Here is a 12,782-nt window from a genome sequence, read left to right on the forward strand (position 1 = left end):
AAGGCGCAGCCTCTTGCTGGCGGAGCGATGTGACGTGATCGATCCGATCGATCGCGCGCAGGCTCTGGCAGGCGAGCGCCGTGGCCAGCCGGCAAGCGCGGATGACCTGCTCGAGCTTCCGGCGGAGGACGCGGATATGGCGGCGCAGCTTGCCTTGGCACGGGTCAGCCTGGCCAAGGATCTGATCGGCCTGACGCCGTCGGCGATGGGGCCGAAGGCGGTGGTCGCATCGCTCACCAAGCGCGCCGGTTTTCGCGACGGGGCGATGCTGGCGCTACGTTTCGTGCAGGCGCGCTTTCTGTCCGTCTGGGGACTGTTGCTGGCGGCTGCGCTCTGCCCGCCCAAGGTCTTCGCCGATTTCGCGATCTTCGCGGCACTGGCGAATTTCGTGTCGATCGCCGCGCTGCTGCGCTTCGAGGCGGTCTTCTTCCAGAACAGCGGGCGCTTGCATCTCGGCCGAGCCTTCCGACTCGCACTGGCTGCCGGTGCGATCTTTCTCGGTGTGATGGCGATCGTGATCCTGTTCGCGGCATCGGAGGGCTGGGTTCTGCGCGGCTTCGGCGCACTCTTCCTGATCTCGCTGGCGAGCCGTGCGGCGATGCGGCTGATCCTGGGAGAGGCTGCTGCCGAGGGGGATTTCGCCACGATCGGCAACAGCAACATCGTCCAGGCGCTGGTCCAGCCCGGGATGATGATCCTGCTGATCTGGCCGCTCGGACCGACGGCCCTGGCGCTGTTCGCCGCGGACGCCTTCGGCCACGCCGTAGCTGCCCTCTACGTGGCGTGGCGCCGGCGCCATTCGCTGTTGCCGCTGTTGCATTCGTCGCGCTGGTCGCGCGCCGAACTGCGCGGCTCCGGCCGGCAATGGCGGAATTCGCCGACCTATCTGCTGCCGTCGGCGCTCCTTTCGTTCGGCTTCTCGGCGGCGCCTCTGCTGGCATTGCCGCTGGCGAGCAATCCTGTTCTGGCGGCGCATGTGGCACTGGCGACGCGTCTGCTCGACATGCCGGCGCAGATGTTCGGCGCGGTGACGATTCCCATGGTGATGAGCGATCTGCGCAAGCATCAAGGCCATGATCGTCAGAAGAGGGCACGCCTGCTCACTTTGGCGATGGCAGCCATCGTGGCGGCGCTGTTCCTTGCCATCGCGCTCGTCGCGATCGGCGCGGACGAGATCGTCCTCGACGGCACCAAATGGGGCGGCCTCGGCGAGGTGATGGCGATCATGGCGCTGTTCTATGGTTGCGGCGCCTTAGTCGGGCCATTGCAGGAAATGGGAGCCTTCTCCTCCCGCCCGCACAACCAGATGATCGCCAATGCAGCGGCGCTGGCTACCGTCGCGGTCGTGATCTGGGGATTCGGCAGCTTGTCTCTCGCCCTGCTCGCGGCGATCGGGCTGGTTTCGCTGGCGCGCCTGCTGCTCCATCTGCGCCTGACCTGGATCGGGATCGGCGCCGAGCCGGCGGATGCTGCAGCAGCCTGAGGGCTATTCCCGGCGGATCAGCCGGTCTGCCAGCAGTGACGAGAAGAAGCCGGGCTTGAACTCGCGCTCAAGCCGTTCGGGATCGTAGTCGCTGGCGACCCAATCGAGGAACGCGATCCCCTTGCTCGCGCCTTCGCGCGCATAAGTTTCGAAGAAGGCGTCGAGGATGCCGGTCTTGGCGAAGCGGAAATGGCCATAGCGCAGCGAGAGCTCTGCCATCGCCTCGGCGAGCGGTCGCTTCTCATGGACCAGCAGATAGAGCGCGGCGAAGAAGCCGGCCCGGTCGGCGCCGGACTTGCAGTGAACCAATGCAGGCGTCTTCAGCTCGGCGAAGAAGGCCGGCGCGGCGAGGAGGGTGTCGCGATCAGGCGCGCCGCGCGAGCGCAGCACGAACTCGACCAGCGCGATGCCGTGGCGCTCGCAGGCTTCCTTCTGCAGCGGCCAGGCGCCGTGCTCGCGGCCGCCGCGCAGGTTGACGATGGTCTTGACGCCCTGGCGGGCGAACCAGGCGATGTCCGTCGGGGCCGGCTGGGCGGCGCGCCAGAGCTGCGGCGTGACGCGATGGGCGTTGAGATAGGCGAGCCGGAAAATGCCGTGGTCGGCCAGCAGCATGTTGGCCCAGGCGCGGGTGCGATCGAGCCGGCCGCTCAAGGGGCGGTCCCAGCGCGCGATCCGCGCCATGCGCCTTGCATAGCGATCTTCCGGCCGCCGCCAGTGATTCAGCATGGAATAGCGCCTGTCATGCCGGCCCGATAGCAGCGCCGGCCGGCTTGCGCAAATCGGTAACCCCTTGCGACTAAAGCCCGGGCTTGGCCTTTGCGGCTGGAACGCGCATAAGGCGCCCGAAGTTTTGTCATCGATAGGTCAGGTACATGCGGCTCGACGCCATCGCCATCGGCAAGAATCCCCCGGAAGAGGTCAACGTCGTGATCGAGGTCGCCATTGGCGGCGAACCGATCAAGTACGAAATGGACAAGGAAGCAGGCACGCTGTTCGTCGATCGCTTCCTCTATACACCGATGCGCTATCCCGGGAATTACGGCTTCATCCCGCATACGCTGTCGGAGGACGGCGATCCTTGCGACGTTCTCGTCGCCAATACGCGTCCGCTGGTGCCGGGCTCCTATATCGCAGTCAGGCCGATCGGCGTGATGATGATGGAGGACGAGGGCGGCGGCGACGAGAAGATCATCGCGGTGCCGGTGCCGAAGCTGACCAAGCGCTACGAGAACGTGACGAACTACACCGATCTGCCGCAGATCACGCTCGATCAGATCCAGCACTTCTTCGAGCACTATAAGGATCTCGAGCCCGGCAAATGGGTGAAGCTGACCGGCTGGGGCGACGCAACCAAGGCCAAGCAGCTGATCGTCGAGGCGATTGAGCGAGCGAAGGCAGCTAAGAAGGGCTGAGACTTTGCGTCATGCTCGGGTCAAGCCCGAGCATGACGCCGGTCCGATGTCAGCCCTCGTGCTTCTCCAAAAACGCTTCGACTGACAACGCCCGAAAGTCGTCGAGCGCGGTGCGCAGTTGCGCGTGCTCCCAGTCCCACCAGGCAAGCGCCTTGAGCTGCTCGGCGACCGCCTCGGTAAACCGCCGGCGGATGATGCGGGCCGGGTTGCCGGCAACGATGGTGTAGTCCGGCACGTCCTTGGTTACGACCGCGCCGCCCGCGACGACCGCGCCGGTTCCGATACTGCGGCCGGCCAGCACGATGGCGCCATGCCCGATCCAGACATCGTGGCCGATCGTCACGGGCGTCGAACGGCGCCAGTCGAAGAAGGCGGCATCGTCCTCAGCATCCTCGAAATAGGCGCTGGCGCGGTAGGTGAAGTGCGACTGGCTCGCCCGCTGCATCGGATGGTTGCCGGGGTTGATGCGGGTGTGCGCCGCGATCGAGCAGAACTTGCCGATCGTCGTGTAGATCACGTCGGAATCGTTCACGACATAGGAATAGTCGTCGAGCGTCGATTCCGCGAACGAGGTGCGGGCGCCGATCTCGGTATAGCGGCCGAGTACGGCGTCGCGAACCCTGGCGGTCGGGTCGATCACGGGTGCGAGCCCGAGCTTCTTGCCTGCCATGACGGGACTCCTCGCGAGACGGTGGCTGCTCGGCTTCAGCCGAGGGGGAAGCTGTCGAGCAGGACGAAGCGACTGCTACGGCTCTCCTGCTTGAAGATGGCGACGCGGTCGACCGCAACGGGTCGGCTAGGCACGGCCTCGGCGTAAGCCCAGATCAGGGAGGCTTTGACGGGGGTAACCTGCTCGTCCGTCAGGGACCCGGTCAGTGTCATATGGAAACGGAAGGCGTCGCCGACGTAGGGGTAGCCATAGGCCTCGAGATAGGCGCGGTGGGCCGGGGTCAGCGGGCTTTGGAGGCGTCGCGCCAGGTCGGCTTGCGAGAGCGGGGCACGGAACGGCTCGAAGGCCTGGACGATGTCGAAGGCGAAGCGTTGCAGCTCATCGCTCGGCTCGGACGGGGTGAGGGCGATGAAGTGGCCGAGCGCGTTGATGGAGAGCCCGGCAAGCCGGACGGGCGGCCGTCCCGCGACAAAATTGCGCGCAAAGGCGCGCAGAGCGCCTTCGTTACGGCCACTGGCCAGCTCGAACGGCGCCTTCAGCGTGGCGTGGAAGCCGTAGTGGCGCGGTTCGGCCGTCAGCTCAGGCCAGTCGAGCTCGTCGCGGCCGGGCGGGACGGCGAAAGCGATGTCCGCGCCGGTGACGGCGTCATAGCCCAGCGTCGCGCTGCCGAAGCGCCAGAGGGCACTGTCGGCGGCGGGGGCGTAGTAGAGCGCGTAGCGCGGCGCGGTCTGGGTCATGCTGCGCTCAGAAGGCCCGGTGTCCCTGCGACCAGACGGTGGTGATCACCGGCGTCGCGCCCAGCGCCCGGAAGCGCACGAGATCGGCGCGCAGACCGGGCTTGAGATGGCCGCGATCCCTGAGGCCTAGGATGTCGGCGACCTTCCAGGTCACCTTGGCCATTGCCGCCGGCAGGGCGATGCCGTGCTTGTCGTTGAGCTTGAGCACGGCCTGGAGCAGGCTCGCCGGGACATAGTCGGAGGAGAGCCCGTCGAGCAGGTCCTTTTCGGCGAGCTCGGCGACCGAGACACCGCCGGAATGCGAGCCGCCGCGCACGACGTTGGGGGCACCGGCGATGGTGGCGAGGCCTCGCTGCTTGGCAGCCTGCGCCGCCTCGACCGTGGTCGGGAACTCCGAGATCACCGCACCCGATGCGATGCCGGCCTCGACATGCTCGATCGTGGTGTCGTCATGGGTCGCGATCGGGATGCCGCGCGCCTGGAACATCTCGACGACGGCGCTCCAGTTGCGGCCGACATTGGCCTGGCCCTCGCGCTGGCGGACGACGACGTCCTCCTCGAACTCGGATTCGGTCTTGCCGTTGCCGAGAGCATAGGTGCGCAGGTGCGCGATATCGCGCCATTGCCGCTGGCCGGGGGTGTGGTCCATCAGCGAGACGAGCTGGACGAGGCTGTCGTCCTGATAGGGCTCGATGTCGCGGAGCAGGTCCGGGCTGGTCAGCTCGCAGCGCATATGGATGCGATGGTCGATGCGGAAGACGTTCTCGGCCGTGCCGAGCCGGAGTGCATCCATGACGTCGGCGAAGATGTCCTTGCGGTAGTCCTTGGCCGAGAAAGGCGTGCCGGCGCAGATCGCGTCATAGACGGTGGTGACGCCGGCCGCGGCCATCTGAGCGTCATGGACCAAAGCCGCCGCGAGCCCGTTCGGCCAGAAGACCTTCGGGCGTGGCATGAAGTGCTTTTCCATGTTGTCGGTGTGCATCTCGACGAGGCCGGGCGCGACATAGTCGCCCGCGACGTCGATCGCCTCCGGCAAAGAGGAGCGGCCCTGATCGACCGAGCGGATGCCGTTCTCGTCGAAGGCGATGGTCCCGGTGACGACCTCGTCCTCGAGGATCAGGCGGGCATTGGTCAGGATGGTGGACATCAGGCGGCCTTCCGGAAATCGGTGATGTCGAGATAGCGGGTCGCGACAGCCTCTCGCACGGCCTCGTCATGGAAGATACCGACGATGGCGGAGCCCTGCTCGCGCGCCTCGGCGATCAGCTTGACTACGACATTGCGGTTGTTGGCGTCGAGTGAGGCGGTCGGCTCGTCGATCAGCATGATCGGCGAGGGATCGACGAAGGAGCGGGCGATGTTGACGCGCTGCTGCTCGCCGCCGGAGAAGGTCGCGGGCGCGAGGTGCCAAAGCCGCTCCGGCAGGTTGAGCCGCGCCAACATGGTCCTGGCGCGCTCGCTCGCTTCCTCGGGTGTGGCGCCGCGGGCGAGCAGCGGATCGCGGACGATATCGAGCGCCGTGACGCGGGGGATGACGCGCAGGAACTGCGAGACGAAGCCGAGCGTGCGGCGGCGGATGTCGAGCACGGTGCGCGGCACGGCCGAGACGATGTCGATCGGGCGGCCGCCATGGGTGATGGCGATGGTGCCGGAGGTCGGCCGGTAATTGCCGTAGAGGATGCGCAGCAGGCTCGACTTGCCGGCGCCGGACGCGCCCGCCAGCACCAGCGCCTCGCCGGCGGCGACCGAAAAGTTGACGTTGTCGAACACCGGCAAGCGTACGCCGCCCTGATTGTGCAGGGTGAATTCCTTGGCGACGTTCTCGACGTGAATCATCGTTGTCATGATCGAGATGCCTTGCGGGTTCGGGGTGACGCGGTTGTGACGGCGCTCATACGGTGAGCACTGCCGATGTCAGCAATTGCGTGTAGGCATGCTGGGGATCGTCGAGGACCTGGTCGGTCAGGCCCTGCTCGACGACGCGGCCGTCCTTCATCACCATCAGACGGTCGGTGAGGAGCCGGGCGACGGCAAGATCATGGGTGACGATGATCGCGGCGAGGCCGAGATCGCGCACCAGCACGCGCAGCAGGTCGAGCAGGCGGGCCTGCACGGAGACGTCGAGGCCGCCGGTCGGCTCGTCCATGAAGACCAGCTTCGGTTCGGAGACCAGCACGCGGGCGATCTGCAGGCGCTGCTGCATGCCGCCGGAGAACTGGCGCGGCCTGTCGTCGACGCGATTGCCGGCGATCTCGACGCGCTGCAGCCAGTCGAGCGCAGTCTCGCGGATCCTGCCGTAGTGGCGGGCGCCATTGTCCATCAGCCGCTCGCCGACATTGCCGCCGGCCGAGACGTCCATGCGCAGGCCGTCGCGCGGGTTCTGGTGAACGATGCCCCAGGCGGTGCGCATCAGCCGGCGCCGCTCCTGCTCGGCGACCGAATAGATGTCGAGCGGTTCGACCCCGCCGCGGAACAGGACCTCGCCTTCGTCGGGCTTGTCGATGCCGGCGAGGCAACGCAGCAGGGTCGACTTGCCGGAGCCGGATTCGCCGACGATGCCCAGCACCTCGCCCGGCCAGAGGTCGAAGGAGACATCGGCGCAGCCGATGCGCTCGCCATAGAAGCGGGAGACGCCGGCGACCGAGAGCAGCGGAGCGGGATCGAGGGCGAGCTCCTGCGGATTGACCTGCATGTTCATGGCTTGGCCTCGTCTTCGACCAGATGCAGCGCCGAAGCGTCGGCGAGCATGGCGCCGCGATGGCCCTCGGCCCGCCGCGTCTCGCAATGATGGCTGTCGGAGCAGACGAACATGCGCCCGCCCTGGTCATCGATCACAACCTCGTCGAGATAGGAATCAACGGCGCCGCAGAGCGCGCAGGGCTGCTCCCAGCTCTGGATGCGGAAGGGATGATCGTCGAAATCGAGGCTGCGCACGCTGGTGTGCGGCGGCACCGCATAGATGCGCTTCTCGCGGCCGGCGCCGAAGAGCTGCAGCGCCGGCGACATCTGCATCTTTGGATTGTCGAATTTCGGGATCGGCGACGGTGCCATGACATAGCGGCCATTGACCATGACCGGGTAGTCATAGGTCGTCGTCACTTCGCCGAAGCGGGCGATGTTCTCGTAGAGCTTGACCTGCATCAGCCCGTATTCGGCCCAGGCGTGCATCTTGCGCGTCTCGGCCTCGTGCGGCTCGAGCTTCCTGAGCGGCTCGGGCTGCGGCACCTGGTAGACCATGATCTGGCCGGCCTTGAGCGGCGCCTCGGGAATGCGGTGGCGGGTCTGGATGATCGTTGCCTCATCGGTGGCCTCGGTGGTGCGCGCATCGGCGGTGCGCTCGAAGAAGCGGCGGATCGAGACGGCGTTGGTGGTGTCGTCGGCGCCCTGGTCGATGACTTTCAGCGTATCGTCCGGGCCGATGATCGCGGCGGTGACCTGGATGCCGCCGGTGCCCCAGCCGCGGGCGAGCGGCATCTCGCGCGAGCCGAACGGTACCTGGTAGCCGGGAATCGCGACCGCCTTGAGCAGGGAACGGCGGATCATCCGCTTGGTCTGCTCGTCGAGATAGGCGTAGTTGTAAGCTGGCCTGGTCTCGTCGCTTATGCTCTGGTGCACGGTCATTCCGCGGCCTCCGGCAGGGCTTCCTGTTGCTCGGCAAGGCGCTGCTCGCGCTCCCGCCGGATGCGGCGGATCAGCTCGAGTTCGCCCTGGAAATCGACATAGTGCGGCAGCTTGAGATGCTCGACGAAGCCGGCCGCCTCGACATTGTCGGAGTGATACAGGACGAATTCGTCCTGCTGCGCCGGATAGTTCGCCGCCTCGCCGAACTCCCGCGCCTTCAGTGCCCGGTCGACCAGCGACATCGACATCGCCTTGCGCTCGCTATGGCCAAAGGAGAGCCCGTAGCCACGGGTGAACTGCGGCGGAACATCCTTGGAGCCGGCGAACTGGTTGACCATCTGGCATTCGGTCAGGGTGACCTCGCCGAGATCGACGGCAAAACCGAGCTCCTCCGGCACATATTCGACCGCGACCTCGCCGACGCGGACCTCGCCGACGAAAGGATGGCTGTTGCCGAAGCCGCGCTGTACCGAATAGCCGAGGCCGAGCATGAAGCCTTCGTCGCCGCGCGCCATCGCCTGCAGGCGGACGTCGCGGTCGGCCGGGAAGGTGACGGGCTCGCGGGTCAGATCGAAGGGGCGCGGATCGCCTGCGGGAGGCGCCTCCTCTTCCATCAGGCCCTCGGCGCCGAGGATGTCGGGCACGCGCGGCATGAAAGCGTCGAGCGGCTGCGCGGCCGGGCGGGCCGGGCTCTCAGCCGGAGCCGCCTCGTCCATCAGGGCGAAGTCGAAGAGCCGGTGGGTGTAGTCATAGGTCGGGCCGAGCACCTGGCCGCCCGGCAGGTCCTTGTAGGTCGCCGAGACGCGGCGACGGATCGCCATTGTCGCCGTGTCGAGCGGCTCGGAGGAGCCGAAGCGCGGCAAGGTGGTGCGGTAGGCGCGCATCAGGAAGGCGGCTTCGATCGCATCGCCTTGCGCCTGCTTCAGCGCCAGCGCGGCGAGATCAGGGTCGTAGAGCGAGCCTTCGTTCATGACGCGGCCGCAGGCGAGGCCCATCTGCTCGCGGATCTGCGCGACGGCAAGCTCCGGTACGCTCTCGTCGCCGCGACGCGCTTCGGCGACGAGATCATGGGTTGCGAGGATGGCGGCTTCGCCGCCCTTGACCGCGACATACATTAGTAAAGCTCCCGGCGGGGCATCAGCGGGCTTCCGCGATTTGGGTCGAGCGCGGCAGGCCGAGCGCCTGCGTGCCATGGACCAGCAGGAGATCGACGCCGAGCGGGTAGAGCACCGCGTTATCCGCGACCTCGGCCCAGAAGCCCGGGCGCAGGCCAGCGGGGGCGATGGTGCGCCGGCCGGCGATGCCGGGACCTTCAAGCGTGACCGTGTCGCCACTTGCGAGCCCGGCGCATTGGATGAGCACCGTGGTCGAGCGGTCGGGGAACTGGTCGTCGCCGGCGTTGAAGGCGGCGAGCTTCGGCTCGGCCGCGGCGCCGTCGATCACGGCGAAGGCGGCGCGGGCGGGATCATCGACCAGGGCGGCGCCGCAATGGAAGCGTAGCCAGGCGCCGGCCGCGCCGTCGCGCAGGGCGGCCGGCAGCCAGATCGGCGTCTCGTAGTCGGCGAGCGTCAGCAGCGCGACGGCAGTCGCTAGCTCAAGCCCTGCGGGCGTCTCGACCGAAACGCCGATGTCGCAAGCAAGGCCCGGCTCGGACAGCGCCGCCAGCAGAGCGCGGAAGGCGCCTTGCGACTGGAAGACGGGATCGGCGAAACCGGCGCCGATGAGGGTGTCGTTGGGAGTCATCAGCCGCCCCTGACCAGCGTGAAGAAATCGACCTTGGTGGCAGCCGCCTTGCGCGAGGCGAGCTCACGGGCGGCCTGCTGCTTCTGCGCCAGGGCAAAGACGCCGCGCCGCAGCGGGCCTGTCTCGATTTCACCTTGGAGCAGCGCGTCGGTGACAGCGGCGAGCCGCGCCTTGCGGCCGTCACGACCCAGCGCATAGGAGAAGCCCATGGCACCGCCTTCCAAACGGATGACGCAGCGCGTCACCGTGGCCTCGCCGAGATTGAAGCGGCGGCCAGCGCCACCGGCGCGGCCCTCGACCATGACCGTGCCGGTCTCAGGTGCCTTGAGCAGCTCATGCGTCGGCAGCGGCCCGGCCTGCTGCAGCAGGGCGTCGATCTCGCCTTGCGTGGCACGGGCCAGCACTGCCATCCAATGCTGGCGTGTCGCGATTTCCGTCATGCCGTGTCGGCCTCTCGCCAAGCGCTAATGTCTAGACTATAATAAGCCTGTTGCTGGAAAAGGTCTATACATTTTGGATGAAACTTTGATGACGCCGGGCTTGCCGGACAATCAGGGCGGCGATGGCGGCACGGCCTGGCGGCGGATCGCCGACGCGCTCGCGGCCTCGATCGAGCAGGGCGAATACGAGCCCGGCGACACGCTGCCGGCTTCGGTCGCGCTGGCCGAGCGCTATGGCGTGCACCGGCACACGGTACGCCAGGCCTTCCGGCACCTGGCCGAGCGCGGGCTGGTGACGGTCTCGCGCGGACGCGGCACGCAAGTGACGGCGCCGCGCTTCCCCTACAAGCTCGGTCGCCGGGTCAGCATGCGCACCAATTTTGGCGCTGCGGGTATTGCCGTCTCCGGCGCCGTGCTGGCCTCCGAGGTCGTGGCCAGCGAGGCGGAGCACTGCGCCGTGCTCGGCCTGCCTGCGGGGACGCCGCTCTGGGCGATCGAGACCTTGAGCCGGGCCGGCGGCACGCCGGTCGGTACCGGCATCCACTACCTCAGCGTCGAGCGCTTCCCGCGCTTCGACGAGATCCTGACAGAGGCGGGCTCGTCGATCACCGCCGCCTTCAAGGCCTGCGGGATCGCCGACTATGTCCGGCGCTCGACGCGACTGGCGGCGCGTCTGGCGAGCGAGCGCGAGGCGGCCCTGCTCAAGATCGAGCCCGGAGCGGCCGTGCTGACCTCGGATGCGCTCGACGCACTGCCCGACCTGACACCGATCCACATCGTCAACAGCGTCTTCGCCGGCGAGCGGATGGAGATGGTGGTCGAGCCCTTCGGGGATTGACTGCCGGGCTCAGACCGCCCGCTTGCCGATGATGGCGAAGCGCAGCTTGTTCGAGAGGAAGTCGATCGCGGTCACCGCCGCCAGGACCAGCAGGATCAGGAAGGAGACCTGCTGCCATTCGAGCGTGCGGATCGTCTCGGCGAGATAGAGGCCGATGCCGCCGGCGCCGACGATGCCGATGATGGTCGACGAACGGGTGTTCGACTCGATGTAGTAGAGCACCTGGCTGGCGATCACCGGCAGCACCTGCGGGATCAGGCCGAAGCGGATCTCGTGGAGCTTGCCGCCGCCGACCGAGGTGACGCCCTCGACGGGCTTGCGATCGGCGGATTCGATCGCCTCGGAGAACAGCTTGCCGAAGGCGCCAAGATCGCTGGTCATGATCGCGAGCATGCCGGCGAAGGGGCCAAGGCCCACGACGTTGACCCAGATCAGCGCCCAGATCAGCGCGTCGACGCCGCGCACCGTGTCCATCGAGCGCCGTGCCAGGAAATGCACGACGCGGTTGGCGACGACATTCTTGGCGGCGAGGAAGCCGAGCGGGAAGGCGAGGATCGCAGCCAGAATTGTCCCGAGGAAGGCGATGGCGATGGTCTCGAACAGCGCCTTGACGAAGATGATGGCGCGGGCGAACGAGCCGGGATCCGGCGGCAGCATCAGCACGACGAAGGTGCCGAGGTTGGAGAAGCCGGCGATGATCTTCCAGAGCGAGGTCTCGAGCGTCGTCAGACCATAGAGGAAGAGCCCGACGAGGCCGCCGACGACCGCGATGGTCGTGAGCTTGGTCTTCAGCGAGCCGTCGATCGCGGCCTTGTGGCGGGCGATCAGCGCGGCGCGGTCGGCAGCGGAGAGGGCGAGTGTCATTTGCCATGCTCCAGGCTGAGCAGCGCATGGCGCAGGCGCTCGGTGCCATAATCGATCAGCATCACCGTGACGATGATCAGCAGCAGGATGGCGCTGACATCGGTGAAGTAGAATTTGCGGATCGCCTCGATCAGGTCCTGGCCGATGCCGCCGGCGCCGACGAAGCCCATGATCGAGGCGCCGCGGACATTGATCTCGAAGCGCAGCAGCGCGTAGCTGGCGAAGTTCGACAGCACCTGAGGTACCACGGCGAAGCGGATGGTCTGCCACCAGCCGGCGCCGGTCGCGGTCAAGCCGTCGACCGGCTTCATGTCGATGTTCTCGACAACTTCCGAGAAGAGCTTGCCCATCGCGCCCATGGTGTGGATGGCGATGGCGAGCACGCCGGGCAGTGGGCCGAGGCCGAAGGCGATCACGAAGATCAGCGCGAAGACGATCTCGGGGACGGTGCGGCAGAATTCGAGGAAGCGGCGCGTGCCCCAGCGCAGCCAGGGTAGGCGGCCAAGATTGCTGGCGGCGGTGAAGCAGAGCAGGAAGCCGCCGACCACGCCGAGCACGGTGCCGATATAGGCGATCAGCAAGGTCTGCCAGAGCAGTTTCAGCCAGCCGTTGAGGCCCCAGTACCACTCCTTGAGATCGGTGCCGAGCGTCGCGAAGCGCAGCATCGGCATGGTCTCGAGGATGTATTTCGGGAAACGCCAGGCATTCGCGGCGAATTTCGCGAAGTCGACCTCGGCGCCGATGCCCGCGAGCACGACGCAGGCGACGAAGATCGCCGCACCCAGCAGGGTCTGCAGCCGCTTCGCCGCCATTTCGCGCCGGTAGAGATCGGCATGAGCGGCGATGGCAGGATCGTTGCGGTCGATCGCGAGTGTCATGGGGCGCTTCCATCATGTCGCAGGACCGGCTGTTGCCGGTCCTGGACTGGGCGTCATTCTCGGGCAGAGCGAAGCGCAGACCCGAGAATCTCGATC

At 67.2% G+C, this 12,782-nt stretch carries 15 protein-coding genes; 3 read left to right on the forward strand and 12 right to left on the reverse strand.

Annotated elements, in window-relative coordinates:
• Window positions 1-34 precede the first annotated feature (34 nt).
• The gene (locus BLM15_RS22590; protein ID WP_126114865.1) at window positions 35-1,483 is read left to right on the forward strand and encodes a hypothetical protein; all 1,449 of its coding nucleotides are present in this window, start codon (window positions 35-37) and stop codon (window positions 1,481-1,483) included.
• 3 nt (window positions 1,484-1,486) lie between these two features.
• Here the strand turns inward: BLM15_RS22590 and BLM15_RS22595 are convergent, their stop codons facing one another.
• Window positions 1,487-2,209, reverse strand: a complete 723-nt coding sequence (locus BLM15_RS22595) for a fused DSP-PTPase phosphatase/NAD kinase-like protein (RefSeq protein ID WP_126114866.1) — start codon at window positions 2,207-2,209, stop codon at window positions 1,487-1,489.
• Between the two features lie 146 nt (window positions 2,210-2,355).
• Between BLM15_RS22595 and ppa the strand changes: the two genes are divergently transcribed.
• A complete protein-coding gene (gene ppa / locus BLM15_RS22600; protein ID WP_126114867.1) occupies window positions 2,356-2,895 on the forward strand; it encodes an inorganic diphosphatase in 540 nt (179 codons plus the stop codon).
• Window positions 2,896-2,944: 49 nt separating this feature from the next.
• Here the strand turns inward: ppa and BLM15_RS22605 are convergent, their stop codons facing one another.
• From BLM15_RS22605 to phnG, 9 genes are read right to left on the reverse strand one after another with little or no spacing between them, the layout of a single operon-like run.
• A complete protein-coding gene (locus tag BLM15_RS22605; RefSeq protein ID WP_126114868.1) occupies window positions 2,945-3,565 on the reverse strand; it encodes an LbetaH domain-containing protein in 621 nt (206 codons plus the stop codon).
• 35 nt (window positions 3,566-3,600) lie between these two features.
• Entirely contained in the window at window positions 3,601-4,302 is a 702-nt protein-coding gene (locus tag BLM15_RS22610) for a DUF1045 domain-containing protein (RefSeq protein ID WP_126114869.1), read from the reverse strand.
• A 7-nt stretch (window positions 4,303-4,309) separates the two neighbouring features.
• Window positions 4,310-5,449, reverse strand: coding sequence for an alpha-D-ribose 1-methylphosphonate 5-triphosphate diphosphatase (locus BLM15_RS22615; protein WP_126114870.1), 1,140 nt, complete (start codon window positions 5,447-5,449; stop codon window positions 4,310-4,312).
• A complete protein-coding gene (gene phnL, locus BLM15_RS22620; RefSeq protein ID WP_126114871.1) occupies window positions 5,449-6,147 on the reverse strand; it encodes a phosphonate C-P lyase system protein PhnL in 699 nt (232 codons plus the stop codon). Before phnL ends, BLM15_RS22615 begins: the two co-directional genes overlap by 1 nt.
• Before the next feature lie 46 nt (window positions 6,148-6,193).
• A complete protein-coding gene (phnK, locus tag BLM15_RS22625) occupies window positions 6,194-6,994 on the reverse strand; it encodes a phosphonate C-P lyase system protein PhnK (RefSeq protein WP_126116303.1) in 801 nt (266 codons plus the stop codon).
• A gap of 2 nt (window positions 6,995-6,996) precedes the next feature.
• On the reverse strand, window positions 6,997-7,923 hold the full coding sequence (locus BLM15_RS22630; RefSeq protein ID WP_126114872.1) for an alpha-D-ribose 1-methylphosphonate 5-phosphate C-P-lyase PhnJ: 927 nt from the start codon (window positions 7,921-7,923) through the stop codon (window positions 6,997-6,999).
• Window positions 7,920-9,038 carry a carbon-phosphorus lyase complex subunit gene (locus tag BLM15_RS22635; protein WP_126114873.1) on the reverse strand — a complete coding sequence of 373 codons (1,119 nt, stop codon included), beginning with the start codon at window positions 9,036-9,038 and terminating at the stop codon, window positions 7,920-7,922. The genes BLM15_RS22630 and BLM15_RS22635 overlap by 4 nt, the downstream gene beginning before the upstream one ends.
• A 22-nt stretch (window positions 9,039-9,060) precedes the next feature.
• Complete coding sequence (gene phnH, locus BLM15_RS22640; protein ID WP_126114874.1) at window positions 9,061-9,666, reverse strand: phosphonate C-P lyase system protein PhnH; 606 nt, start codon at window positions 9,664-9,666, stop codon at window positions 9,061-9,063.
• Window positions 9,666-10,106 (reverse strand): phosphonate C-P lyase system protein PhnG, encoded by a 441-nt coding sequence (gene phnG, locus BLM15_RS22645; RefSeq protein ID WP_126114875.1) that lies wholly within the window; start codon window positions 10,104-10,106, stop codon window positions 9,666-9,668. The genes phnH and phnG overlap by 1 nt, the downstream gene beginning before the upstream one ends.
• Window positions 10,107-10,194: 88 nt before the next feature.
• Between phnG and phnF the strand changes: the two genes are divergently transcribed.
• Window positions 10,195-10,944, forward strand: coding sequence for a phosphonate metabolism transcriptional regulator PhnF (gene phnF / locus BLM15_RS22650; protein ID WP_126114876.1), 750 nt, complete (start codon window positions 10,195-10,197; stop codon window positions 10,942-10,944).
• Between the two features lie 9 nt (window positions 10,945-10,953).
• Here the strand turns inward: phnF and phnE (BLM15_RS22655) are convergent, their stop codons facing one another.
• Together phnE (BLM15_RS22655) and phnE (BLM15_RS22660) are read right to left on the reverse strand one after the other, a co-directional pair.
• A complete protein-coding gene (gene phnE, locus BLM15_RS22655) occupies window positions 10,954-11,808 on the reverse strand; it encodes a phosphonate ABC transporter, permease protein PhnE (RefSeq protein ID WP_126114877.1) in 855 nt (284 codons plus the stop codon).
• Window positions 11,805-12,686 carry a phosphonate ABC transporter, permease protein PhnE gene (gene phnE / locus BLM15_RS22660; RefSeq protein ID WP_126114878.1) on the reverse strand — a complete coding sequence of 294 codons (882 nt, stop codon included), beginning with the start codon at window positions 12,684-12,686 and terminating at the stop codon, window positions 11,805-11,807. The genes phnE (BLM15_RS22655) and phnE (BLM15_RS22660) overlap by 4 nt, the downstream gene beginning before the upstream one ends.
• Between the last annotated feature and the right edge of the window lie 96 nt (window positions 12,687-12,782).

The organism is Bosea sp. Tri-49 (assembly GCF_003952665.1).
In the GTDB taxonomy this organism is placed as follows: Bacteria; Pseudomonadota; Alphaproteobacteria; order Rhizobiales; family Beijerinckiaceae; genus Allobosea.

Excerpts from the sequence above, each read along its gene's own strand:
- BLM15_RS22595 (WP_126114866.1), bottom strand. The coding sequence starts at position 2,209 with ATGCTGAATCACTGGCGGCGGCCGGAAGATCGCTATGCAAGGCGCATG.
- ppa (WP_126114867.1), top strand. The coding sequence starts at position 2,356 with ATGCGGCTCGACGCCATCGCCATCGGCAAGAATCCCCCGGAAGAGGTC.
- BLM15_RS22605 (WP_126114868.1), bottom strand. The coding sequence starts at position 3,565 with ATGGCAGGCAAGAAGCTCGGGCTCGCACCCGTGATCGACCCGACCGCC.
- BLM15_RS22610 (WP_126114869.1), bottom strand. The coding sequence starts at position 4,302 with ATGACCCAGACCGCGCCGCGCTACGCGCTCTACTACGCCCCCGCCGCC.
- BLM15_RS22615 (WP_126114870.1), bottom strand. The coding sequence starts at position 5,449 with ATGTCCACCATCCTGACCAATGCCCGCCTGATCCTCGAGGACGAGGTC.
- phnL (WP_126114871.1), bottom strand. The coding sequence starts at position 6,147 with ATGACAACGATGATTCACGTCGAGAACGTCGCCAAGGAATTCACCCTG.
- phnK (WP_126116303.1), bottom strand. The coding sequence starts at position 6,994 with ATGCAGGTCAATCCGCAGGAGCTCGCCCTCGATCCCGCTCCGCTGCTC.
- BLM15_RS22630 (WP_126114872.1), bottom strand. The coding sequence starts at position 7,923 with ATGACCGTGCACCAGAGCATAAGCGACGAGACCAGGCCAGCTTACAAC.
- BLM15_RS22635 (WP_126114873.1), bottom strand. The coding sequence starts at position 9,038 with ATGTATGTCGCGGTCAAGGGCGGCGAAGCCGCCATCCTCGCAACCCAT.
- phnH (WP_126114874.1), bottom strand. The coding sequence starts at position 9,666 with ATGACTCCCAACGACACCCTCATCGGCGCCGGTTTCGCCGATCCCGTC.
- phnG (WP_126114875.1), bottom strand. The coding sequence starts at position 10,106 with ATGACGGAAATCGCGACACGCCAGCATTGGATGGCAGTGCTGGCCCGT.
- phnF (WP_126114876.1), top strand. The coding sequence starts at position 10,195 with ATGACGCCGGGCTTGCCGGACAATCAGGGCGGCGATGGCGGCACGGCC.
- phnE (WP_126114877.1), bottom strand. The coding sequence starts at position 11,808 with ATGACACTCGCCCTCTCCGCTGCCGACCGCGCCGCGCTGATCGCCCGC.
- phnE (WP_126114878.1), bottom strand. The coding sequence starts at position 12,686 with ATGACACTCGCGATCGACCGCAACGATCCTGCCATCGCCGCTCATGCC.